Here is a 23,829-nt window from a genome sequence, read left to right on the forward strand (position 1 = left end):
CCCGGCCCCACGACAGGTGCGGTGGGAGGCCGGGCCGACGGCCTGACGGAGGCTCAGAGGTCGAGGTCGACCACCACGGGTGCGTGGTCGGAGGTGCCCTTGCCCTTGCGGGCCTCGCGGTCGACGTAGGTGTCGGTGACCGCGTCCGCGAACGCCTTGTTGGCGTAGGTGAGGTCGATCCGCATGCCGCGGTTCTTCGGGAAGGCCAGCTGGCGGTAGTCCCAGTAGGTGTAGGGGCGGTCGTACTTGAGCGGGCGGGGGACGACGTCCTGCAGGCCGATCTCCTGGAGGGCCGTCAGGGCGGCGCGCTCGGGGGCGGTGACGTGGGTGAGGCCCTCGAAGGCGGCGATGTCGAAGACGTCGGCGTCGGTGGGGGCGATGTTGTAGTCGCCGAGGACGGCGAACGGGCGCGGGCCGGCGGCGTCCTCGCGGACGGCGTCGCGCAGGGCGGTCAGCCACTCCAGCTTGTAGCGGTAGTGGGCGTGGTCGACCTCGCGGCCGTTGGGCACGTACACCGACCAGACCCGGACGGGGCCGCAGGTCGCGCCGACGGCGCGCGGCTCGACGACCGGGAGCATGGCGTCCTCGGCGAGGTAGCCGGGCTGGCCGGGCAGGTCGCGGACCACGTCCGCCAGGCCGATCTTGGACAGCACGGCGACGCCGTTCCACCGGCCGGTGCCGTGCGCGGCGCTCTCGTACCCGAGTTCGCCGATCGCCTCGGCGGGGTACGCCTCGGTGCTGCACTTGAGTTCTTGCAGGCAGAGCACGTCCGGCTTGGCGGACTCCAGCCACTCCAGCAGCTTGGGGAGCCGGGCGGTGACGGAGTTGATGTTCCAGGTGGCGATGCGGACGGTCACGGCGGCCTTCCCTCGGCGGTACGGACGGACGGGGCACCCGGCACCGGGCCGGACACCCCGTCCGAACATACCGCCCGGCGCCGACAGCACCGGGGCGGACGGGCCTGCCAGGGCAGTCCGGGAGTGGGCAGGAGCCTGAGCCGGTCGGTGAACCGGAGCACCGCGGTCTTCGAGGGTGCTGACGGCCACGCCGGTGGACAGGTTGCCCGGGCCGCTGAAGGCGGCCTCGGGTGAGCGCTCTTCAGGTCCCGGGCGAGCCGGCCTACGTGTCGGCCTTCGCCTCCGGCCCCGCCGCCGTGACGCCGCGTACGGGGCGCCCGGCGGGCCGCCCGGCCGACGACGCGTCAACTGCTCGCCCGCCTCGGCGGCGGAGACGGTCGCGGACGGGGGGACCGGGCCGCCGCTGCGGCGGTCACGGGGGTCAGGCCCGCGCGTCGGTGGCCAGGGCCTGGGCCACCGGGAGGTTGGGCTGGGGGTGCGTCAGCAGGTGGATGCCTGCCGCGAGTGCGCCGCCGACCAGCGGGGCGAGCAGGAACAGCCAGAGCTGGGAGAGCGCGTCGCCGCCGGCGAACAGCGCCGGGCCGAGGCTGCGCGCCGGGTTGACCGAGGTGCCGGTGAGCGGGATGCCGACCAGGTGGACGACCGCCAGGGCGATGCCGATCGGGAGCCCGTCGAAGCCGACCGCGGCCAGTCGGTGGGTGACCGCCAGCACCACGTACACCAGCAGGAAGGTGAGGACGACCTCGGTCAGGAACGCGCCGCCGGCGTTGATGTGCATCTGGGAGCGGTCGCCCCAGCCGTTGGTGCCGAGCTTGCCGTGGGTCTCCAGGCCCGGTATCTGCTTGGCCAGCAGCAGGACGAGCGCCGCGCCGGCGATTCCGCCGAACACCTGCGCGATCCAGTACGACACCGCGGTGCGCCCGTCGATCCGGCGGGCCAGCAGGAAGCCGAGCGTCACCGCCGGGTTCACGTGGCAGCCCGAGATCGGTCCGAGCGCGTAGGCCAGCGCAAGCAGCACGAAGCCGAAGGCCAGCGCGATGCCGACCGGACCGATCGCCTCCCCCGCGAGCACTGCGGCGCCCACCGCCAGGAGCACCAGCAGCAGAGTCCCGAGGAACTCGCCGATCACCGCCCGCCTCTTCGTTCCACCCATGCGCCTGGTCCTCCTGGCCGTCTGGGCAGGCGGTCCGGTGCCGCCCGCGTCCGGCCAACCCTGGTCGACCGTTCGGGGGACCGCATGTCGGCCGAACGGCGGAGGGCCGTGTTCACGGCGCGTCCGCCTGCCGAATTACTCCGAACGCATGAAACGGTACGAAACCGGCGCGCTCAATGCAAAACGCAGGCAAAGCGGACCGAAACGGTCAGGACGGACCGAACACCCCGAAGCGGTCCGCCGCACCGGCGCCGGGGCCCCGACCCGGGGGGCCGGGGCCCCGGCGCGGTGAGCGGCGTCGCCGTCCTAGCGGGACGGGTGCACCACCCCGGCCGCGGCGCCGCCCCGGCGGACGGGTTCGGCGGCGGCCAGCCAGCGGCCGTCCGGAAGTCGTTCGACTCCGGTGGCCGCGCCGATCTCCGGTGTGGAGCTGAACACGTGGCCCAGGGCCTGGAGTCGGGCCGTCTCGGGCGAGGCGAGGAAGGCCGGCTCGGCCTGGCTGGCGGCGGTGTTGCGCTGGCTGGCGCGGGGCGCGGCGATGGCCTGTTCCAGCGTCAGGCCGCGGTCGATCCGCCCGGTCAGCACCTGCAGCACGGTGGTGATGATGGTGGCGCCGCCGGGCGAGCCGACGGCCAGGTACGGCTGTCCGTCGCGGAGCACGATGGTCGGCGAGATCGAGGAGCGCGGGCGCTTGCCCGGGCCGGGCAGGTTGGGGTCGGGGACGCCCGGGGTGAGCGGGGTGAAGTTGAAGTCGGTCAGCTCGTTGTTGAGCAGGAAGCCCCGGCCGGGCACGGTGATGCCGCTGCCGCCGGTCTGCTCGATGGTCAGCGTGTAGGAGACCACGTTGCCCCACCGGTCGGCGACCGTCAGGTGCGTGGTGCTCTGCCCCTCGTACGGTTCGGCCGCCGGCTGCCCGCTGCTCGCGCACGGCGCCGGGTGGTACGGGTCGCCCGGGGCGAGCGGGCTGGTCAGCGCGTGCTTCGGGTCGATCAGGCAGGCCCGGGACGCGGCGTAGTCGGGGTCGAGGAGCTGACGGGTCGGCACCTGCACGGCGCTCGGGTCGCCGACCCAGCGGTTGCGGTCGGCGAAGGAGATCCGGCTGGCCTCCAGGAACCGGTGGTCGTACTGGACCGGGTCGGCGAGGTCGGCGCGGCTGCTGCGGGCCAGGATGTTCAGCGCCTCGCCGACGGTCGTCCCGCCGGACGAGGACGGCGCGATGCCGTACACGTCCAGGCCCCGGTAGCTGACGTGCGTCGGGTCCTGCCGGCGGACCTGGTAGGCGGCCAGGTCGGCGGCGTCGATCTTTCCGGGGCGGGCGTTGCGGCCGGACGCCGGGTCGACGGGCGGGTGCTGGACGGTCCGCACGACGTCGGCGCCGATCGGGCCGCGGTACAGCGCGGCGGTGCCCGACCGGCCCAACTCCCGGTAGGTGGCGGCGAGGTCGTGGTTGCGCAGGGTGGACCCGACGGCGGGCGGCTTGCCGTTCGGCAGGAACAGCGCGCGACTGGCCGGGAAGTCCTGGAACCGGGCCTGGTTCGCGGCCGTCTGGTCCTGGAACGTCTGGTCGACGGTGAACCCGCGGTCGGCGATCCGCTCGGCCGGCCTCAGCACCTCGGCCAGATCGCGGCTCCCCCACCGCCGCAGCGCCTGCTCCCAGGTCGCGGCGGTGCCGGGAACGCCGACGGACAGGCCGCTGGTGACGGCGTCGGCGAACGCCAGCGGCTTCCCGTCCTCCAGGAACAGCGAACTGTCGGACGTCCGGGACGCGGTCTCCCGCCCGTCCAGGGTGGAGACCTTGCCGGTCCGGGCGTCGTAGTACACGAAGTACCCGCCGCCGCCGATGCCCGCCGAGTACGGCTCGGTCACCCCGAGCGCGGCGGCCGTGGCGACGGCGGCGTCCACCGCGTTGCCCCCGTGCCGCAGCACCTCCAGCCCGGCGGCGGTGGCGTCGGCGTCGACACTGGCCACCGCGCCGCCCCACCCCACCGCCTCCGGCTGCTTCCCGGCGGCGGCCGCCGGATCGGCCTGGGCAGGGGCAGCGGTGCAGAGCAGTCCGGTGACGAGAGCGAGTGCAGGGACGAGACGGGCAAGGGGTCTCATACGGCCTCCTGGGACGGCGTCGGTCTCCCGTTCTCCCACACGCCGCCCGCCCCCGACAACGCCCCGTTCGGCCAACTGCCGCACACCCGGCCCGAATTGTCATCCCGTCAGCGCTCCCGACCGGGCCGGCCCCCGCGTCCCGGCCGGTCGCGGTGGCCGCAGGCCCGGGCTCAGTGGGCGGCGGCGCGTTCGACGCGGCGGCGCTTGACGGTGCGGAACCGGCGGGCGACCTGGCGGGCCAGGTCGGCGGCGCCGACGAGGCCGGCCTCGTTGCCGAGGGCGGCGTGGACGATGTCGGCCTCGGGGCGGAAGCCGCGGCCGGTGAGGGTGCGGCGGAAGGCGTCCTGCGCGGGGCCGAGGAGGAGGTCGCCGGCTTCGCTGACGCCGCCGCCGACGACGAACCGGCCGGGGTCGAGCGCGGCGGCCAGGTTGGCGATGCCGACGCCGAGCCAGCGGCCGACCTCGTAGAGGAGTTCGACGGCGACCGGGTCGCCGTCGCGCGCGGCTTCGGTGACCAGCGGGCCGGTGATGCCGAGCGGGGTGCCGCCGGCCCGGGCGAGCAGGGGCTGGACCACGGGGGACTCCTCGGCGGCGAGTTCGCGGGCTTCGCGGACCAGGGCGTTGCCGGAGGAGTACTGCTCCCAGCAGCCGCGGTTGCCGCACGGGCAGCGGTGCCCGCCGGGCACCACCTGCATGTGGCCGAACTCACCGGCCAGGCCGTGCTTGCCGCGGTCGACGTACCCGTCGCGGACGACCGCGCCGCCGATCCCGGTGCCGAGGGTGATCATCACCATCTGGTCCTCGCCGCGGCCGGCGCCGAAGCGCCATTCGGCCCAGGCGGCGGCGTTGGCGTCGTTCTCGACCACGACGGGGAAGCGGAGCCGGGAGCTGAGCGCCTGCTGGAGGGGTTCGCCGCGCCAGTTGAGGTGGGGGGCGAACAGGACGGTGGAGCGGTCGGCGTCGACCCAGCCGGCCGCGCCGACGCCGACCGCGTGCACGTCGTGCTTGTCGGCGAGCTGCAGGACGAGGTCGACGATGACGTCCTCGACGACCTTGGGGCTCTTGCTCTTGTCGGGGGTCTCGGTGCGCAGCCGGTCCAGTACGCGTCCTTCGCCGTCGACCACGCCGGCGACGACCTTGGTGCCGCCGATGTCCACCCCGATGGTGGGCAGGCGCAGCACCCCGGCGGGCAGGGTGCGGCGGCGGCGTTCGGCGCGCGGGCCGAGGCCCAGCAGGCTGGGCAGGGCGGGGCGGGAGGGGCCGTTGGCACTGGTCACGGAATGAATGCTCCTGGTTTCGGTAAAAGCTGTGGGCGGGTGGTGGAGGGCTCTTGGCGAACTGGCAGACTAGGCCCCGAACGCACAGCGGATTCTCACGAAAACGTGATGTTCCTCTCAGGTTTCTGCGGGTGTCGCCAGCAACTGATCGTGTGTTTGACGCAGTCTGACAAGTGTGATGTGCGAACCGGGGGACCTTGCCCCGGACGGCCGGACGACCCGATGCGAGAGACCCGATGCAGCTGACAGGCACCCCGTTCCTTATTCTGACGATCATCCTGGTGCCGATCTCGATCGCCGTGGCCCTGCTGCTCTGGAGCCGGGTGCGCGGCCCCAAGCCGGTCCAGGTGCTGTCAAGGATCGTGATGCTGCTGTTCTGTCAGATCACGGCCGTCACCACGGTGTTCGTGATGGTGAACAACGCCAACCTGATCTACGGCAGCTGGGACGACCTGCTGGGCACCGGCAACCACGTCCGGGCGGTCCCGAACGTGCAGGCCGAGACCGGGGCGAGCGGCGGTCCGACGCCGGGCAACGACGGCAAGCAGCACACCAAGGTCGTCCAGCACTTCAAGCCGGTGGGTGACCCGAAGGTCCCGAACGACGTGCAGACCACCGACCTGAAGGGCGCGGTCTCCGGCGTCGACGGCGAGGTGCTGGTGTGGCTGCCGCCGCAGTACAACGACCCGGCGTACAAGGACAAGAACTTCCCGGTGGTCGAGCTGCTGCCGGGCTGGCCGGGCTCCTCGAAGACCTGGTTCGGCACGCTGCGGGTCTCCGAGCAGCTGAAGCCGATGATGCAGAGCGGCCAGGTCACCCCGTTCATCCTGGTCTCGCCGCGCACCAACCTGCTGGGCGACAGCACCGACACCGGCTGCGCGGACGTCCCGGGCAAGGTCAACGCCGACACCTGGCTGTCGAAGGACGTCCGCCAGATGGTGCTGGACAACTTCCGGGTGGACGCCTCGGCCGACCGCTGGGCGGTGGCCGGCTACTCGGCGGGCGCGCACTGCGCGGCCAAGCTGGCGCTGGAGCACCCGGACCTGTACCGCGCGGGCGTCAGCCTGTCCGGCTACAACGACCCGGCCGCCGAGGCGCAGTCGCTGACCGCGAAGGACCCGCACCTGCGGGAGATCTCCAACCCGCTGAACATCCTCAAGTCCGCGAAGACCCCGCCGAAGACCGCGCTGTACGTGAGCGGCAACAAGGGCGACGGCCTGGAGGGCGGCGAGGCGCTGAAGGCCGCCGCCAAGGCCCCGACCACGGTGACCGTCCAGGAGACCACCGGCGCGCACAGCAGCGACGTCTGGAAGCCGATGGTGCCGGGCGTCTTCACCTGGCTGACCGGGATCATCCCCGCCCAGCACTGACGCCCGCACGACGAAGGGCCCGGCCTGCGGCGGCCGGGCCCTTCTGGCGTGTCGGTGCGTCAGTTCTTCGGCAGGGTGTTGACGTAGGCGGTGCCCTCGCCGTAGAAGCCGTCCACCGTCTTCTGGACGTCCGCCGCGGACACCGCCGCGTCGGCCTTGTAGTAGACCCAGTTGACCTTCATGTCCCAGCTGCGCGGGCCGGCGACGGACGGCATCAGGTCGATGAACCAGTTGCTGAAGTGGATGTCCATCTTCTCGCGCGGGACGTACTTGCCGGAGCTGGTGAACAGCTCCTTGCCGTCCAGCGCGTAGGTGGCCTTGCCGTCCACGGCGGTGACCATCAGCGTGTGCCAGCCCTCCAGGCGCTGCTTGACGGCGTGGGTGACCCGGTCCGGCGGGTCGGCCTTGTACCAGCTGGTGGTGTCGAGCTTGGGGCCGGGCGCGCCCCAGCCGCCGTTCGGCAGGTACTCGTAGTCGAGTTCGCTGTAGTTCTCCGAGGAGTCCGACGGGGAGATCGGGAAGAAGGTCTGCACGACGTGGTCGCCGGTGCGGCCGCTGGAGGGCTTGTCGCTGAAGTGGACCCGGGCGGCGAAGGTCCCGTTGAACAGGTTGCCGCCGGTGGTCTGCACCTCGACCTGCTTGGTGCCCTGCTTGGTGCCGTCGGTGGTGGAGCGCAGTTGCAGCGCGCGGCCGCCCTGGGCGGTCGGGTCGTCGGGGAAGCTCGCGCCCGCGGTGGTCCAGGTGTCCTTGATCCCGGGGCCGCCGGCGCCGGCCCGGACCTCCCAGCCGTGGGCGGCGAACGCGGGGTCGTCGGGGCCGGTGTAGTGGAAGGTGTCGAACAGCGTCCCGGGCGGCCCGCTGGGCGTCGGGGAGGCACTGGCGGCGGCCGCGCCCTTGCCGCCCTTCGGGGCGGCGCCGTCGCCGCTCGCGGGGTCGCCCGTGCAGGCGGCCAGCGTGCACAGCAGGACCGGCAGGCTGAGCACGCTCCACGCGCGGTGACGGGGGATGCGGCGGGGCTGACTCACGCGGGCTCCTCGGGGCGGGGCGGCGGCACCTGGACACGCCCCTGCACGGGTTCGACGACCGGTCGGGCGGAGCGGTCATCCTAACGGGGCCTCACCGGGCCGCCGAGCCCGGGCCGGTCGGCGTCTGGGCAGGTACCGGGCCGGATCCACGGTCCGTGCACAGGTCCATACCGGTACGTGCTGGTAGGGGTCTCGATCCGGTTACAACCCTCACCGAGAACGCGCCGAAACTGGACAAGGGGACCAATTCGGTCCAGGTCGGTGCACTAGCGTTCGAGCTACGCCCCCGCGGTCTTCACCCCCTGCACTGAGAGGCCTCGTACGGTGCGCCCTGTCATGACTTCCCCCGACCGCGGACCGGCCCACCCGGTCGGTGCCGGCCTTCCCGGTCCGGATGTCGAAGAGCCGCTCGCCGAACCGGTGTTCGTCGACCAGTCCGGCCTGCGCGGCCGGCTGCTGCGGGGCCTCGGCTGGCCGGTCTCGGTGGTGGGCGCCGTGCTGGCCGTCGCCATGGGCGGCAGCCTGATCGGTGTTCAGGCGGACGCCCCCGCGATGGAGATACCCGCGCAGCCCGCGCAGTCGCCGCCGGCCTCGGCGCCGGTCGCGCCCTCCGCCTCGCCCTCGCCCTCGCCCTCGCCGTCCGCGTCCCGGAACGCCTCCCACTCGCCCTCGCCCGGCGCGAAGACCTCGTCGAAGCCGTCCACCGGGGCGCGCGGGGCGACGCCTTCGGGCGGGTCGGCCAAGCACCCCTGATCGTCCCTCGCACCGCCCATTCCAGGAGCACCATTTGTCCCGCCACCAGCGCCGCCGGCAGTCCCTGCTGAGGCCGCGCCGACTGGCCGCGCCGCCGCTGCGCTTCGTCATGCCGCTGTCCCTGCTGGCCTGTCTGCTGGTGCTCCTCGTCCTGCGCGGCCTCGCCACCAACGAGGTCTTCCACGACACCCGGATCGCGCAGTCGGTCGACAAGACGACCGTGCCGGAGAACCTGCTCAAGGGCGGCCCGGTCATCGACGCGCGCGGCGACAAGAAGGCGAACCCGGTCAGCTACCGCATCCCGGACCGGACCGTGGTGCTGAGCTTCGACGACGGCCCGTCACCGGAGTGGACGCCGAAGGTGCTGGACGTGCTGAAGGCCCACGACGTCCGCGCGGACTTCTTCGTCACCGGCGCGATGACCACCCGCAACCCGGAGCTGATCCGGAAGATCGTCGCGGGCGGCCACGAGATCGGCCTGCACACCTTCACCCACCCCGACCTGGCGTTCCAGTCGCACGCCCGGATCGGCTGGGAGCTGGCGCAGACCCAGCTGGCGCTGGCCGGCGTGGCAGGCGTCCACAGTTCGCTGTTCCGGCCGCCGTACTCCTCGGACGCCTCGGCGATGGACGACTGGAACTACCCGGTCATCAAGTACGTGGGCGCGCACGGCTACCTGACGGCGTTCATCGACAAGGACACCGACGACTGGAAGCGCCCGGGCGTCGAGGAGATCGTCAAGGCGGCGATGCCGTCCAGGCCCGGCGCGGGCGAGCTGATCCTGCTGCACGACGCGGGCGGCGACCGCGCCGAGACGGTGGCCGCGCTGGAGCAGATCATCGTCAAGCTGCAGGCCGAGGGCTACCGGTTCACCACCATCTCGGACGCGCTCGGCGCCACCCCGGCGATGGTGCCGGTGCACGGCTTCCAGCTGTGGGCGGGCAAGGGCTTCATCTGGGCCACCCAGGTCGCCGTGTACACCCTGCCGGTGCTGGTCGGCCTGCTGGCGCTGGTCGGCTTCCTCAACTTCGGCCGGTTCGCTCTGATGCTGGTCCTGGCGCCGGTGCACGCCCGCCGGGCCAAGCGGCAGGGCGCGTGGGGGCCGCCGGTCACCGAGCCGGTGACCGTCCTGGTGCCGGCGTACAACGAGCGCGAGTGCATCGCCAACACGCTCAACTCGCTGGCGGCCAGCGACTACCCGATCGAAGTGATCGTGATCGACGACGGCTCCACGGACGGCACCGCGGACATCGTCGAGGAGATGAACCTGCCGTTCGTCCGGCTGATCCGCAAGGTCAACGGCGGCAAGCCGAGCGCCCTGAACGCCGGTGTGGCGGCCGCCTCGTACGACATCGTGGTGATGATGGACGGCGACACCGTGTTCGAGCCGTCCACGGTGCGGGAGCTGGTGCAGCCGTTCGCCGACCCGGGGATCGGGGCGGTCGCGGGCAACGCCAAGGTCGGCAACCGGGAGACGCTGATCGGCGCCTGGCAGCACATCGAGTACGTCCTCGGCCACAACCTGGACCGCCGGATGTACGACGTGCTCAACGTCATCCCGACCATTCCGGGCGCGGTCGGCGCGTTCCGCAAGGAGGCGCTGCGGCGGGTCGGCGGGATGAGCGACGACACCCTCGCCGAGGACACCGACATCACCATGGCGGTGCTGTGCGCCGGCTGGCGGATCGTCTACGCGGAGCGGGCCCGGGCCTGGACCGAGGCGCCCGCCAGCCTCCAGCAGCTGTGGTCGCAGCGGTACCGGTGGAGCTACGGCTCCATGCAGGCGATGTGGAAGCACCGCCGCGCCGTGGTCTCCCGCGGCCCGGCCGGCCGCTTCGGCCGGATCGGCCTGCCGCTGGTGGTGCTGTTCGGCGTGGTCGCCCCGCTGCTGGCGCCGCTGGTCGACCTGTTCCTGCTGTACGGCATCCTGTTCACCGACGCCCCGATCACGCTGGCCAGCTGGGGCGGGTTCATCGCGCTCCAGGCGCTGCTGTCCTGGTACGCGTTCCGGCTCGACCACGAGAAGCCCTGGCACCTGATCAGCCTGCCGTTGCAGCAGGTGGTCTACCGGCAGCTGATGTACATCGTCCTGCTGCAGTCCACGATCACCGCGCTGACCGGTGGCCGGCTGCGCTGGCAGAAGCTCCGGCGCACCGGCGAGGTCGCCGCGCCCGTGGAGGCCTGACCATGAGCGACACCATCCGGCTGCGGATCCCCGAGCAGCTGCGCCGCGAGTACCCGCCGGCCGGGCCGGAGCCGGCGGTCCGCAAGGGCGGCCGGGACCGCTACCTGGACCTGCTGCGCGCGCTGGCGCTGGTCCGCGTGGTGCTGTACCACAACTTCGGCTGGTTCTGGCTGCCGCTGGTGTTCCCGTCGATGGGCGTGATGTTCGCGCTGGCGGGCTCGCTGATGGCCCGTTCGCTGAGCCGCCCGGCGCTCGGCGTGATCCGCGGCCGGCTGCGCCGCCTGCTGCCGCCGATGTGGCTGTTCGGCGCGATCGTGGTGACCCTCCAGGTGCTGGACGGCGGCGGCCCGGGCTCCGACGGCCACCCGACCTGGTGGTGGGCGAAGCTGGCGTTCTGGGTGCTGCCGCTGAGCACGCCGCCGTACGCGACGGACGGGCTGCACGGCCTCGGCGGGCACCTGGAGCCCGGCTGGGCCACCCAGCTGGTGGTGCCGCTGTGGTACCTGCGGGCCTACCTCTGGTACGTGCTGCTGTCGCCGCTGATGCTCAAGGCGCTGCGCCGGTTCCCGCTGGTGACGCTGTTCGCCCCGCTGGCGCTGGTGATCGCGATGAACGGGTTCTTCCCGGAGCACGACTTCGTGTGGGGCCGGGCCTGGGAGACCGTCAACGACTTCGCGATGTTCGGGTCCTGCTGGATCCTCGGCATGGCCCACCAGGAGGGGATGCTCAAGCGGATCCCGCAGTACGTGCTGCCGTCGATCGCGCCGCTGATCATGGTGGCGGGCTTCTGGTACCTGCAGACCCGGCCGTTCGACCCGACCGAGCCGACCGACATCGAGGCCTGGCCGATCGCCCAGGCGGTGTGGTCGTTCGGCTTCGTCGCGCTGCTGCTGCACATCAGCCCGTCCTGGGAGCAGTGGCCGCCGCGGCTGGAGCGCTGGAACGGCCTGGTGAGCCTGCTGAACTCGCGGGCCGTCAGCGTCTACCTGTGGCACGTGACCGCCCTGGTGGCGGCCGTGCCGCTGATCGACCTGCTGTGGGACGTCGACTTCTTCCGCCTGCACCTGCGGTGGCTGCTGACCAGCCGGTGGTTCACCCTGCTGATCGGAATCCCGCTGCTGGCCCTGCTGGTGCTGGTGTTCGGCTGGGTGGAGGACGTGGCGGCGAAGCGCAGGCCGCGGCTGTTCCCGTACCCGCGCCGCCCGCGCGGCCGGCGGCGGAGCGCCGCCTGACGGTCGGTCAGCCGGCCTGGAGGGCCAGGTAGAAGTCGACCCGGTCCTCCAGCCGGGACAGGTCGCGGCCGGTGAGCTCCTCGATCCGGCCGATCCGGTAGCGCAGCGTGTTGACGTGCACGTGCAGGCCGGCGGCGCAGCGCGTCCAGGAGCCGTCGGCGCGCAGGAACGCCTCCAGGGTGTGGACCAGGTCGGCCTGGTGCTCCCGGTCGTAGGCGGTGACGGGGTCGAGCAGCCGGGCGCGGAAGGCGCGCCGCACCTCGTCGGGGACGGCGGCCAGCAGCAGGACGTGCGAGGCGAGCTCGTCCGGTCCGGCGACGCCGACCCGGCCGGTGCGGGCGGCGGCGATCCGGTGGGCGTGCCGGGCCTCCTCCAGGGCGCCGCGCAGGCCGCCGGGCCCGGCGGGGGCGCAGACCCCGACGGTGATCCGCTGCTCCTCGCCGAGGCCGGCCTCCAGCGGGGCGAGCAGGTCGCGGACGGCGTCGGCGGGGACGGCGGTGTCGGGTGCGGGCAGCACGGCGACGGCGCCGGTCGGGCCGGCGGCGGCGACCAGGGCCCGATCGGTGTCCGCGCCGAGGGCCTCTTCGAGGATCGGGCGCAGCGCGCCGTCGGGCAGGGCGGTGCTGTCGGCGGACAGCACCAGCCAGCGCGGGTGGTCCTCCCGGGTGGCGGCGTGCAGGGCGCGGGCGAGGTCGGCGGGGTCGGCGTCGCGCCGCAGCAGCGTCAGGACCTCGTCGGCGATCCGGCGGCGCAGTCGGCGGCCCTCGTCGCGGCGGGTGCGTTCGGCGGCGACCAGGCGGGCCAGGTTCTCGGCGAGCTGGCGGCGTTTGGCGGGCCATTCGGCGAGGTCGCCGGCGACGGCGAGGATCCAGTCGGCGAGCGGGGCGCGGTCGGCGGGGTCGGCGGCGGGCAGCAGCGAGTAGGGGCCGGTGTCGAGGCGGACCCGGTGCGGGGGCCGGTGGTCGCGCTGCTGGGCGGCGAGGTGGGCGCGGGCGAGGCGGTCGCGGTCGGCGGGGGTGAGGCGGTCGGCGGGTCCGGCGACGACGCGGCCGGTGGGGGTGAGGACCCAGCAGTCCAGGTCGAGGTCGCCGCCGAGCAGGTCGAGGACGGCGTCGAGGCCGCCGGCGCCGGCCGCGGAGACCAGCAGTCGGTGCCGGTCGACGAGGGCGGCGAGGTCGGCGGCCCGGCCGGCGGAGACGTGCCGGCCGACGTATTCGGTGACGGTGCCGAAGGCGACGTCGTCGGGGACGGCGAGCAGCGGCAGCCGGTGGCGCCGGCAGGCTTCGGCGAGGTCGTCGGGGACGGGGCCGACCTCGACCTCGCCGGCGCCGAGGGCGGCGGCGCCGCCGGCGACCAGGGTGCGGACGAAGCGGTCGGAGTCGGCGGGTGCGGTGCGCCACAGCATGCCGGTGAGGACGAGTTCGCCGCCGTGCAGGAACCGGCCGGGGTCCTGGAGGTCGGTGGTCATCACGCCGGTGAGCGGGCGGTCGAGTTCGTCCTCGCCGGCGAGCAGGCGCAGCCGGGGGGCGCCGGGGGCGAGCAGGTCGCGGACGCGCATGGACGGGCCCTTCTTCGTCGGTGGGGGCGGCGGGGCGGGTGCTGCGGGTGATTCGTGGGGGTGATTCCGGTGCGGGAACGGCCCTGGGTGACCCGGGTGGGCTGGAGGATCGTCCACATTGGACGAACGTACAGGACAGTGCCGCAGGTCATCGTCGGCCCTCATGCCATCGGTGACTGCCGGCGGCCCGGGTCGCGGCGGTTCACTGGCCTGCACGCCGCCGGGCGTTCCCGGTCGGGCGCAGGGCCCGCGTCCGTCGGCGAGGAGAGGAGTCACCGCATGGAGTTCCTTCGGCCCGCGACCTGGGACGAGGCCCTCGCGGCGAAGGCGCGGCAGCCGGACGCGCTGCCGATCCAGGGCGGCACGGACGTCATGGTGGAGCTGAACTTCGACGTGCGCCGGCCGCCCGCGCTCCTCGACCTGAACCGGATCGCGGAGTTGGCGCAGTGGGAGGTCGACGGCGGGTGGGTGCGGCTGGGCGCGGCGGTGCCGTACAGCCGGATCGTCGACGAGCTGTCGGGGCCGCTGCCCGGGCTGGCGCTGGCCGCGCGGACGGTGGGGTCGCCGCAGATCCGCAACCGGGGCGGTGTCGGCGGCAACCTGGGGTCGGCCTCGCCGGCGGGGGACGCGCATCCGGCGCTGCTGGCCGCGGGCCGGGGGGTGCGGGTGGAGGCGCATTCGGTGCGCGGCGTGCGGCTGCTCCCGATCGACGAGTTCTTCGTCGGGGTGAAGCGCAACTGCCTGGCCCCGGACGAGCTGATCCGGGCGGTGCGGATCCCGGTGGCGGACGGCCCGCAGCAGTTCTCGAAGATCGGCACCCGCAACGCGATGGTGATCGCGGTCTGCGCGTTCGCCCTCGCGCTGCACCCTCGGGAGGGCGCGGTCGGCACCGGGATCGGTTCGGCCGCGCCGACGCCGCGCCGGGCGGAGCGGGCCGAGGAGTTCCTGCGGGAGGTGCTGGTGTGGGAGTCGCCGGCGCCGCTGGCGGAGGGCGTGGTGCGGCGGTTCGGCGAGCTGGTCGCGGCCGCCGCCGACCCGATCGACGACGTGCGGGGCACGGCCGCGTACCGGCGGCACGCGCTGGCCGTGCTGGCCCGGCGGTCGTTGACGTGGTGTTGGAGCGAGTACTGCGAGCGGCTCGGGAGGGCGGCGTGAGGGTGGTGTTCACCGCGAACGGCAGGCGGGTGGAGGCCGACGACGTGTGGGAGGGCGAGTCGCTGCTGTACGTGCTGCGCGAGCGGCTCGGCCTGCCGGGGTCGAAGAACGCCTGCGAGCAGGGCGAGTGCGGTTCCTGCACGGTCTACCTGGACGGGGTGCCGGTCTGCGCCTGCCTGGTGGCGGCGGGTCAGGTGCAGGGCCGTCAGGTGCGCACCGTGGAGGGCCTGAACGGCCCGGACGGCGCGCTGGCCCCGGTGCAGCAGGCGTTCCTGGACGCGGGCGCGGTGCAGTGCGGTTTCTGCACGCCGGGGCTGCTGGTGCAGACCGACGCGCTGCTGGCCCGGGATCCGCGGCCGTCGGACGCCGACATCCGGGAGGCGCTGTCGGGCAACCTGTGCCGCTGCACCGGCTACGAGAAGATCATGGACGCGGTGCGGCTGGCCTCGTCCCGCGTCTCCGGGGCGGAGGGGGCGAGGTGACGGCGCGCACGGTCCGGGGCGGGAAGAACCTGCAGAAGATCCACCAGGCGTCCGGGGACGGCATCGGCCGTTCGCCGCAGCGTCCTGACGGCGCGTTGAAGGTGCGCGGCGAGTTCGCGTACTCCTCGGACCTGTGGCACGAGGACATGCTGTGGGGCACGGCGCTGCGCTCCCCGCACCCGCGGGCCGACATCCTCTCGGTGGACGTGTCGGCGGCGCTGGCCCTGCCCGGGGTGTACGCGGTGCTCACCCACGAGGACGTCCCGGGCGCCAAGTTCTACGGGCTGGAGATCGCCGACCAGCCGGCCCTGGCGATCGACCGGGTCCGCTACCAGGGCGAGCCGGTGGCGCTGGTGGCCGCGGACCATCCGGAGACGGCCCGCCGGGCGGCGGAGCGGATCCGGGTGGAGTACCGGGTGCTGGAGCCGATCACCACCGAGGAGCAGTGCCTGGACCCGGAGCGGTACGGCTACGTGCACGAGCCGCACGAGTACAAGGCGCGGGCGCGGGGCAACGTCTGCCACGAGCAGCGGGTGGTCTCGGGCCGCGGCGTCACCGACGAGGTGCGGGCGCTGGCGGACGTGGTGGTCTCCGGCGAGTACCAGGTCGGCATGCAGGACCAGGCGTTCCTCGGCCCGGAGTCGGGCCTGGCGGTGCCGGCCGAGGACGGCGGGGTGGACCTGTACGTCGCCACCCAGTGGCTGCACGTGGACCGGCAGCAGATCGCCCCGGTGCTGGGCCTGCCGGAGGAGAAGGTCCGGCTGACGCTGGCCGGGGTGGGCGGCGCGTTCGGCGGCCGCGAGGACCTGTCGATGCAGATCCACGCCTGCCTGCTGGCGCTGCGCACCGGAAGGCCCGTCAAGATCGTGTACTCCCGGGACGAGTCGTTCTTCGGGCACGTGCACCGCCACCCGGCGCGGATGCGCTACGAGCACGGCGCGACCCGGGACGGCCGGCTGGTCTTCGCGGACTGCCGGATCGTGCTGGACGGCGGCGCGTACGCGTCCACCTCGCCGGCGGTGGCGGGCAACGCGGCCTCGCTCGGGCACGGCCCGTACGTCATTCCGAACGTCCGGATGCACGCGGTCGCGCTGTACTCCAACAACCCGCCGTGCGGGGCGATGCGGGGCTTCGGCGCGGTGCAGGCCGCGTTCGGCTACGAGTCGCAGATGGACCGGCTGGCCGCGGCGCTCGGCATGGACCCGGTGGAGCTGCGGCAGCTGAACGCCCTCGCGCAGGGCGACTTCATGCCGACCGGGCAGCAGATCGACGCACCGGCGCCGGTCGCCGAGCTGCTGCGGCGGGCCAAGGACCGGCCGCTGCCGCCGCCGCTGGACCCGTCGGACCCGCGCAACCTGCCGGGCGCGCTGTCGAACTCCACGCACGGCGAGGGCGTGGTGCGGGGCGTCGGCTACTCGGTGGGCATCAAGAACGTCGGCTTCTCCGAGGGCTTCGACGACTACTCGACGGCCCGGGTCCGGCTGGAGGTGATCGGCGGCGAGCCGGTGGCGATGGTGCACACGGCGGCGGCCGAGGTCGGCCAGGGCGGCGTCACGGTGCACGCGCAGATCGCCCGCACCGAGCTGGGCGTGCAGCGGGTCACCATCCACCCGGCCAACACCGAGATCGGCTCGGCCGGTTCGACGTCCGCGTCCCGGCAGACGTACATGACGGGCGGGGCGGTGAAGCTGGCGGCCGAGGCGGTCCGCGAGGTGCTGTTCGACCGGGGGCGGCGCCGGTACGGCTGGACGCACCGCGACCTGGTGCTGGCCGACGGACAGGTGGCGTCGGCGTCGGCGGGGGTGCTGGTGCCGCTGGCGGACCTGCTGGGCGACGAGCCGGTCGAGCAGACCCGGGTGCACCGCCACCGGCCGACCTCGGCGCTGGACCGGGAGACCGGCCAGGGCTTCGGCCACGTCCAGTACAGCTTCTGCGCGAACCGGGCCGTGGTCGACGTCGACGTGGAGCTCGGCCTGGTGAAGCTGGTGGAGCTGACGGCCGTTCAGGACGTCGGCCGGGCGCTCAATCCGCAGGCGGTGGTGGGCCAGATCCACGGCGGCTGCACGCAGGCGATCGGGCTGGCCGTGATGGAGGAGATCGTGCTCGCCGACGGCAAGGTCCGCAACGCCTCGTTCACCGACTACCTGATCCCGACCGTCCTGGACACCCCGCCGATGCCGGTGGAGCTCCTCGAACTCCCCGACCCGAACGCCCCGTACGGGCTGCGCGGTGTGGGCGAGGCCCCCACCGTCTCCGCCACCCCGTCCATCGTGGCGGCGATCCGGCAGGCCACCGGGAAGGCGCTGAACCGCATCCCGGTCCGGCCCGAGCACCTGACCGACACGTCCTGACGACCCGTCACCCTCCCTGACCCCTGGGAACGCACATGGCACAGATCCCGGCGCAGCCCGGCCCCACCCGACGCGGCGCGCTGGACGCGTACTTCCGGATCTCGGCGCGCGGGTCCACCGTGGGCACCGAGGTGCGCGGCGGCCTCACCACGTTCATGGCGATGGCCTACATCATCCTGCTCAACCCGATCATCCTGAGCGGTCCGGACGTCACCGGCCACCGGCTCGACCACGCCCAGGTGACCACGGCCACGGCGCTCGCCGCGGCCGTCACCACGGTCGTGATGGGCGTGGTCGGCAACGTGCCGCTCGCGCTCGCCTCCGGCCTGTCGGTCTCCGGCGTGATCTCCGCGCTGGTGGCGCCGCACACGACCTGGCCGCAGGCGATGGGCCTGTGCGTGATCTACGGTCTGCTGATCGTGCTGCTGGTGGTCTCCGGCCTGCGCGAGAAGATCATGAACGGCATTCCGCTGCCGCTGAAGTACGCGATCACCATCGGCATCGGCCTGTTCATCTCGATCGTCGGCTTCTACAAGGCCGGGTTCGTGCACACCGGCGGCCCGACGCCGCTGTCCCTCGGACCGTTCGGCGAACTGGAGGGCTGGCCGGTCCTGCTGTTCACGCTCACCCTGCTGTTCGTGTTCGTCCTGCTGGCGCGGGGCGTGCGCGGCGCGATCCTGATCGGCCTGGCGGCGGGCACGGTGGTCGCCATGGTGGTCCACAAGGCCGCCGGGCTGACCGCCGAGGACTGGGGCGGCTCCGCCCCGGTGTGGCCCGGATCGCCGGTCGCCGCACCGGACTTCGGGCTGTTCGGGCAGGTCGACGTGTTCGGCGCGTTCGGCCGGCAGGGCATGGGGGCGATCAGTGCCACCGTCGCCGTGTTCACCCTGGTGCTGGCCGGGTTCTTCGACGCGATGGCCACCATCATCGGCGTCGGCACCGAGGCCGGGCTCGCCGACGCGCGGGGCCGGATGCCCGGCCTGTCGAAGGCGCTGTTCATCGACGGCGCGGGCGGCGCGATCGGCGGCGTGGCCGGGGCGTCCGGGCAGACGGTGTTCCTGGAGTCCGCGACCGGCGTCGGCGACGGCGCCCGCACCGGACTGGCCTCCACCGTCACCGGCGCCGTGTTCGCCCTGATGCTGTTCTTCTCGCCGCTCGCCGCGATCGTGCCGGTGCAGGTCGCCTCGGCCGCGCTGGTGGTGATCGGTTCGCTGATGATGAGTCAGGCCCGGCTGATCGACTGGTCGGACCGCGAGGTCGCCGTCCCCGCGTTCCTCACCAGCGTCGTGATGCCGTTCACCTACAGCATCACGGCGGGCGTCGCGGCCGGCATCGTCTCCTACACGGTGGTGAAGGCCGGGACCGGCAAGTGGCGCGAGCCGGGCGTGCTGATGTGGATCCTCACCTTCGTGTTCGTCGTCTACTTCGCGCTCGCCCCGATCAAGTCCTGGCTGGGCGTCCACTGACTCTCGTCCCCGAGGAGCAGCCCGTGCGGGACATCGCCGCGCACCTCCGCGCCTGGCAGGCCGCCGGGCGTCCCTTCGCCGTGGCGAGCGTGGTCGCCGCCTCGGGCAGCGCCCCGCGCGAGCCGGGCGCGGCGCTGGCCGTCGACGCGGACGGCGAGGCGGTCGGCTCGATCTCCGGCGGCTGCGTGGAGGGCGCGGTGTACGAGCTCTGCGGGCAGGCGCTGGCCTCCGGCACGCCGGTCCTGGAGCACTTCGGCTACAGCGACGACGACGCCTTCGCCGTCGGCCTGGCCTGCGGCGGCTCGCTGGACGTCTTCGTCCACCCGGTCGTTCCGGGCGCTGTCCCCGGCCTGGCCGCCGCGGTCGACCGGGTGTGCGCGGGCAGCCCGGTGGCGCTGGCGCGGGTGGTCGACGGCCCGCCGGCCCAGCTGGGCGCCGCGCTCGCGGTGGCCCCGGACGCGGAGGCCGGCGCGCTCCCGGTCGACGCGGTGGCCGAGGTCCGGGCGATGCTCGCCGCCGGGCGCACCGGGCTGCTGCGGGTCGGCGGCGCCGCGCTGTTCGTCGAGTCGTACGTTCCGCCGCCGCGGATGCTGGTCTTCGGGGCGATCGACTTCGCGGCCGCGCTGGTCCGGCTCGGCGCGTTCCTCGGCTACCGGGTGACGGTCTGCGACGCCCGGCCGGTGTTCGCCACCGCGCGCCGCTTCCCGGACGCGGACGAGGTGGTCGTGGACTGGCCGCACCGCTACCTCGACGCGCAGGCGGCCGGGCTCGACCCGCGCACCGTGGTGTGCGTCCTCACCCACGACGCCAAGTTCGACCTGCCGCTGCTGGAACGGGCCCTGCGGCTCCCGGTCGCCTACGTGGGCGCGATGGGTTCGCGCCGCACCCACCGGGACCGCGTCGCAGCCCTCCGCCGGGCCGGCCTGACCGCCGCCGAGCTGGCCCGGCTGCACTCCCCCATCGGCCTGGACCTCGGCGCCCGCACCCCCGAGGAGACCGCCGTCTCCATCGCCGCCGAGATCGTCGCCCGCACCCGCGGCGGCACCCACCTGCCGCTCACCGGCACGACGGGGCCGATCCACCACGACCCCGGGCCTGAGGGGCAGTCATGAACGTCGGCATCTCGCACCTCAGGGCGTTCGTCGCGGTCCTGGAGCAGGGGGGTTTCGGTCTCGCCGCCGCCGAGCTGGGCGTCAGCCAGTCCGCGGTGTCGCACGCGGTGGCGGCGCTGGAGCGGTCGCTGGGCGCGCCGGTGCTGGTCCGCGGCGGGCAGCCGCGGCCGACCGCGTTCGGGGAGCGGATCCTCCCCGAGGCGCGGCGGGTGGTCGACTCCTTCCGGGCGATCCGCGAACTGGCGGACCGTCACGGGGCCCGGCCCGCCGGGACGGTGCGCGTCGCCGCCCCGGCCGCGCCGCAGGGTCGTTGACGGGGGTTCAGCAGTCGAACGCCCGCGTCGCGCCGTGCTTTCCGGCGTCCTCCAGGACGACGGGGCTCACCGGCCGGGGCGCCCCCGGCCACTCGCGCCCGACGGGCAGGCCGGTCGGGAGCATCGGCGCCACCGCCTGGAACACGGCCCACACCGCAGAGCCGCGGTAGTCGGCGAACTCCTCGGTGGCGCGCAGCCACAGCGCGCCCGACGGGAGCTCGACGGCGTCGTACAGTCCCGAGCCGGCGTACCGGGCGGCGCCGCCGTGCTCGGCGGCCAACTGCCGTGGTACGACGGTGATCCAGTCGTACCCGCGGAGGATGCGCCGGGCGTCGTCGTAGGTGTCGCCCAGGTCGCGGAGGCCCAGCGCGTGCTCCAGTTCGGTGCAGGTCACCTCTCCGCCGTGACCGACGGAGCCGAACACCGGGTCGGTCTCGGCCGCCGCGCCGCGGATGGTCCCCACGACGGCGTCGACCAGCTCGGCGGAGACCGGGGTCGTGATCCTCAGGACCGCCCAGCGGTCGTCCGCGTCGTCCCGCCACGCCCAGAGGTGGCACAGCACCTCGACGCGGAGCCCGCCCTGCCCGACGACGCAGGCCGCCGCGGACACCGTCCGGCCCTCCGCCGCCCGGTCGGCGAGCCACTGGAGGTTCTCCGGGCTGTACGGGCGGTGCTGGTGCATGCCGCCGAGCTCCGGCGAGGCCGCCGACAGTTGGATCAGGCCGGCCAGTGCCGCGCCGTGGACCTGGCCGGCGGGCCCGGCCGCGAGTTCCTCGACCCGGGCCTTCAACGGTCCCTCGACCCGCTCCAGTGCGTCGCGGAGGAAGCGCAGGACGACGCCGCGGTACTCCTCCGGGCTCCCGACGTCGACGAGCAGGTCCCCGGCCACCCGGTCCGAGGCGTCCCCGGGCGGCCTCACAGCGTCGCGCCCAGCGGGCGGTCCGGCCGGGAGCCGGGGAGGACCCAGGCGACGGCGGAGCCGTTGTGGGTGAGGAACGGGGTGAGGGCGTCCTTCTCGGCGAGCCGGTTCTGCACGCGGGTGAAGAGGGCGGGGTCGCGCATGAAGGCGCAGAACAGCAGGCCGCGGTCGTCGGGGCCGTCGTCGTAGGAGTAGCCGCGGCGGAGCATCCGCGCGCCGCCGTCCAGCCGGGGGCTGCTGAGGCGGACGTGCGAGGTGGCGGGGATGATGTACGAGCCGTCCGGGTGCTTGGCGTAGATGTCCGGGTCGTCGCGTTCGGCGGTGCCGGTGAGCGGGGCGCCGGTCGTCAGGCGTCGGCCCATGGCGAGTTCCTGACCGCCCGTCGGGAGGGCGGTGAACGCGGCGGTGTCCATCCGGATCCGGCGGTAGACCAGGATCGTGCCGTCGGCGTGCCACAGGCCGGGGTCGGCGGCGTCCGGGTTGGCGGTGCCGTCCTTGAAGCCGAACAGGTTGCGCGGGGTCTCGCCGTCGGGGACGGGCGGCAGGAAGCCGGCCTGGCTCCAGCGCACGGCCGCGCCGGCCGACCTGGCCGCCGTGAGCAGATGCTCCGTCAGCACGCCGACGGTCCACGGCTGTTCGGCGGAGACCTGGAGGATCAGGTCGCCGCCGCTGCGCGCCGGGTCGAGCCGGTCGCCGGGGAAGGCGGGGAGGTCGGCGAGTTCGGCGGGGAGGTCGAGCTTCAGCCGGGCGGCCAGCGCGGTGCCGACGGCGGCCAGCGAGGACACCGGGGCGGTGCCGGACAGCCGCGGATCGGCGAGGGCGCCGGCGGACGCGGCGGCCAGCACCTTGTCGATCCCGGCGAGCAGGCCGCGCAGCGTGTCACGGGAGGCGTCGGCGGGCAGGTCGAGCGCCAGCAGCCTGGTGGCGGGGAGTTGACGGTACGCCAGGCCGGACTGCCGCGCCCCGTGGTGCGGGACGGCGGCCGCCGGGGCGGCGGGCGGTGCGGCGGGGTCGCGGCCGAACGCGGTGGCGGTCGCCGCCCCCGCCCCGGCGGCCAGCACGGCGCCGGCGGACAGCAGGGCCCGGCGGCCGATCCGCGGCCGGGCCGGGGCGTCGCCGTCCTGCGGATTCCCCCGTTCGATGTGCATGGCCGCTATTGCAGACGATAGAACACGCTTCATGCAACTCCTCCACGATTTCCACCCGTTGGTACGCCGACGTTCCGGTCCGGGCCGGTTCCGGACCGGCGCCTTACTGCTGGCCCTGCTGCTTCCCGCCCTGGGCGCGTGCTCCTCGCCGGCGTCGCCGTCCGCCGACCGCCACCCGCCGGGCACGGTGCTCCGGGTGCCCGAGGACTTCCCGACCGTGCAGCGGGCGGTGGACACCGCCGTCCCGGGTGACCTCGTCCTGGTGCACCCGGGCGTGTACAAGGAGAGCGTCCGGATCACCAAGCCCCGGATCGTGCTGCGCGGTTCGGACCGCAACACGGTGGTGTTCGACGGCGACCTGAAGCTGATCAACGGGATCACCGTGACCGGCGCGGGCAGCGTGGTCGAGAACCTGACGGTGCACGGCTACCTGGCCAACGGCGTGCTGTTCACCGGCGTCACCGACGAGAAGCTGCAGCGGCACGGCGCGGGCGGCTCCGCGTACGACCCGCTGGACACCACCCGCTTCCCCGCCGTGCAGGGCTTCCGGGCCAGCCGGGTGACCTCGTACGGGAACGCCCTGTACGGCATCTACGCGTTCGACGCGCGCGGCGGGATCATCGAGGAGTCGTACGCCTCGGGGCAGGCCGACTCCGGCATCTACGTCGGCCAGTGCAAGCCGTGCGACACCCTGGTGCGCGGGAACACGGTGGAGCGCAACGCGGTCGGCATCGAGATCACCAACGCCTCGGAGAACCTCACCGTGGTCGGCAACCGGGTGGTGAACAACCGGGTCGGCGTGACCGTCAACTCCAACGACCTGGAGTCGCTGGCCCCGCAGCACGCCGCGGTGATCGCGGGCAACGTGGTCGCGGACAACAACTCGGCGGACTCGCCGCAGCAGGCCGACGGCGGTTTCGGCATCGGGATCGGCATCGGCGGCGGCACCGACAACCGGGTCGAACGCAACCTGGTCCGGGGCAACCGGTCCGCGGGCATCGTCGTCACCGACCCGCCCGGGCACCCCGCCTCCGGCAACCGGGTGACCGGGAACACGGCCACCGGCAACGGGGTGGACCTGGTCAGTTCGGCCGCCGACCCGAGCAACTGCTTCACCGGAAACGGCCCGGCCGTACAGAGCCCCGCCGACCTGGAGCGGCTGGCCGCCTGCGGCGCGAGCGGCGGCGGCAAGGTCCCGGCCGGGCGGGCCGCCGGCGTGCAGCCCCCGCCCGGCATGGCGTTCAACGCCGTACCGGTGCCGCCCGCGCAGCCGTCCATGGCCGACCCGAACGCGCCGGCGGTGCCCGCCGTGGACCTGCCGGGCAAGGTCGACCCGGACGGCTACCCGCTGCCGACCGGCGTCTGACGGCAC

19 protein-coding genes are annotated in these 23,829 nt (G+C 73.9%); 11 read left to right on the plus strand and 8 right to left on the minus strand.

Going from position 1 to position 23,829, the window contains the following annotated elements; translation table 11 throughout:
- Window positions 1-53 precede the first annotated feature (53 nt).
- The 4 genes from ACFV1L_RS11070 to ACFV1L_RS11085 all read right to left on the minus strand — a co-directional run bounded on the left by ACFV1L_RS11070 (window position 54) and on the right by ACFV1L_RS11085 (window position 5,345).
- Window positions 54-857, minus strand: coding sequence for an exodeoxyribonuclease III (locus ACFV1L_RS11070; RefSeq protein ID WP_380364944.1), 804 nt, complete (start codon window positions 855-857; stop codon window positions 54-56).
- Window positions 858-1,278: 421 nt separating this feature from the next.
- Window positions 1,279-2,010: an MIP family channel protein gene (locus tag ACFV1L_RS11075; RefSeq protein WP_380364945.1), complete on the minus strand. Its 732-nt coding sequence runs from the start codon at window positions 2,008-2,010 to the stop codon at window positions 1,279-1,281.
- A 306-nt stretch (window positions 2,011-2,316) separates the two neighbouring features.
- Window positions 2,317-4,110 (minus strand): gamma-glutamyltransferase, encoded by a 1,794-nt coding sequence (ggt, locus tag ACFV1L_RS11080; protein ID WP_380364946.1) that lies wholly within the window; start codon window positions 4,108-4,110, stop codon window positions 2,317-2,319.
- Between the two features lie 170 nt (window positions 4,111-4,280).
- Window positions 4,281-5,345 (minus strand): ROK family glucokinase, encoded by a 1,065-nt coding sequence (locus ACFV1L_RS11085; RefSeq protein WP_380365027.1) that lies wholly within the window; start codon window positions 5,343-5,345, stop codon window positions 4,281-4,283.
- Between the two features lie 278 nt (window positions 5,346-5,623).
- Between ACFV1L_RS11085 and ACFV1L_RS11090 the strand changes: the two genes are divergently transcribed.
- Complete coding sequence (locus tag ACFV1L_RS11090; protein WP_380364947.1) at window positions 5,624-6,757, plus strand: alpha/beta hydrolase; 1,134 nt, start codon at window positions 5,624-5,626, stop codon at window positions 6,755-6,757.
- Between the two features lie 59 nt (window positions 6,758-6,816).
- Here the strand turns inward: ACFV1L_RS11090 and ACFV1L_RS11095 are convergent, their stop codons facing one another.
- A complete protein-coding gene (locus tag ACFV1L_RS11095; protein ID WP_380364948.1) occupies window positions 6,817-7,782 on the minus strand; it encodes a glycoside hydrolase family 16 protein in 966 nt (321 codons plus the stop codon).
- Window positions 7,783-8,118: 336 nt separating this feature from the next.
- On the opposite strand from ACFV1L_RS11095, the gene ACFV1L_RS11100 reads away from it, so the two are divergent.
- From ACFV1L_RS11100 to ACFV1L_RS11110, 3 genes are all read left to right on the plus strand, one after another.
- Window positions 8,119-8,535 (plus strand): hypothetical protein, encoded by a 417-nt coding sequence (locus ACFV1L_RS11100; protein ID WP_380364949.1) that lies wholly within the window; start codon window positions 8,119-8,121, stop codon window positions 8,533-8,535.
- A 109-nt stretch (window positions 8,536-8,644) separates the two neighbouring features.
- Window positions 8,645-10,720, plus strand: a complete 2,076-nt coding sequence (locus tag ACFV1L_RS11105; RefSeq protein WP_380365028.1) for a bifunctional polysaccharide deacetylase/glycosyltransferase family 2 protein — start codon at window positions 8,645-8,647, stop codon at window positions 10,718-10,720.
- Window positions 10,721-10,722: 2 nt separating this feature from the next.
- The gene (locus ACFV1L_RS11110) at window positions 10,723-11,952 is read left to right on the plus strand and encodes an acyltransferase (RefSeq protein ID WP_380364950.1); all 1,230 of its coding nucleotides are present in this window, start codon (window positions 10,723-10,725) and stop codon (window positions 11,950-11,952) included.
- A gap of 7 nt (window positions 11,953-11,959) precedes the next feature.
- Here the strand turns inward: ACFV1L_RS11110 and ACFV1L_RS11115 are convergent, their stop codons facing one another.
- Window positions 11,960-13,510 (minus strand): PucR family transcriptional regulator, encoded by a 1,551-nt coding sequence (locus tag ACFV1L_RS11115; protein WP_380364951.1) that lies wholly within the window; start codon window positions 13,508-13,510, stop codon window positions 11,960-11,962.
- Between the two features lie 279 nt (window positions 13,511-13,789).
- On the opposite strand from ACFV1L_RS11115, the gene ACFV1L_RS11120 reads away from it, so the two are divergent.
- The 6 genes from ACFV1L_RS11120 to ACFV1L_RS11145 are packed head-to-tail and all read left to right on the plus strand — an operon-like array spanning window position 13,790 to window position 20,390.
- Window positions 13,790-14,665, plus strand: coding sequence for an FAD binding domain-containing protein (locus ACFV1L_RS11120; protein ID WP_380364952.1), 876 nt, complete (start codon window positions 13,790-13,792; stop codon window positions 14,663-14,665).
- On the plus strand, window positions 14,662-15,147 hold the full coding sequence (locus ACFV1L_RS11125) for a (2Fe-2S)-binding protein (protein ID WP_380364953.1): 486 nt from the start codon (window positions 14,662-14,664) through the stop codon (window positions 15,145-15,147). Before ACFV1L_RS11120 ends, ACFV1L_RS11125 begins: the two co-directional genes overlap by 4 nt.
- Window positions 15,148-15,176: 29 nt before the next feature.
- A complete protein-coding gene (gene pucD / locus ACFV1L_RS11130) occupies window positions 15,177-17,498 on the plus strand; it encodes a xanthine dehydrogenase subunit D (RefSeq protein WP_380365029.1) in 2,322 nt (773 codons plus the stop codon).
- Between the two features lie 35 nt (window positions 17,499-17,533).
- Window positions 17,534-18,964, plus strand: a complete 1,431-nt coding sequence (locus ACFV1L_RS11135) for an NCS2 family permease (protein ID WP_380364954.1) — start codon at window positions 17,534-17,536, stop codon at window positions 18,962-18,964.
- Window positions 18,965-18,987: 23 nt separating this feature from the next.
- Window positions 18,988-20,076 (plus strand): XdhC family protein, encoded by a 1,089-nt coding sequence (locus tag ACFV1L_RS11140; protein ID WP_380364955.1) that lies wholly within the window; start codon window positions 18,988-18,990, stop codon window positions 20,074-20,076.
- Window positions 20,073-20,390 (plus strand): LysR family transcriptional regulator, encoded by a 318-nt coding sequence (locus tag ACFV1L_RS11145; RefSeq protein ID WP_380364956.1) that lies wholly within the window; start codon window positions 20,073-20,075, stop codon window positions 20,388-20,390. Before ACFV1L_RS11140 ends, ACFV1L_RS11145 begins: the two co-directional genes overlap by 4 nt.
- A gap of 7 nt (window positions 20,391-20,397) precedes the next feature.
- Here ACFV1L_RS11145 and ACFV1L_RS11150 read toward each other — a convergent pair whose 3' ends face one another.
- Window positions 20,398-21,309, minus strand: coding sequence for a hypothetical protein (locus ACFV1L_RS11150; RefSeq protein ID WP_380364957.1), 912 nt, complete (start codon window positions 21,307-21,309; stop codon window positions 20,398-20,400).
- The gene (locus ACFV1L_RS11155; RefSeq protein ID WP_380364958.1) at window positions 21,306-22,457 is read right to left on the minus strand and encodes a Dyp-type peroxidase; all 1,152 of its coding nucleotides are present in this window, start codon (window positions 22,455-22,457) and stop codon (window positions 21,306-21,308) included. Before ACFV1L_RS11155 ends, ACFV1L_RS11150 begins: the two co-directional genes overlap by 4 nt.
- Before the next feature lie 31 nt (window positions 22,458-22,488).
- Between ACFV1L_RS11155 and ACFV1L_RS11160 the strand changes: the two genes are divergently transcribed.
- Complete coding sequence (locus ACFV1L_RS11160; protein WP_380364959.1) at window positions 22,489-23,823, plus strand: right-handed parallel beta-helix repeat-containing protein; 1,335 nt, start codon at window positions 22,489-22,491, stop codon at window positions 23,821-23,823.
- Window positions 23,824-23,829 lie beyond the last annotated feature (6 nt).

The sequence above is a fragment of the Kitasatospora sp. NPDC059646 genome (assembly GCF_042734615.1).
In the GTDB taxonomy this organism is placed as follows: domain Bacteria; phylum Actinomycetota; class Actinomycetes; order Streptomycetales; family Streptomycetaceae; genus Kitasatospora.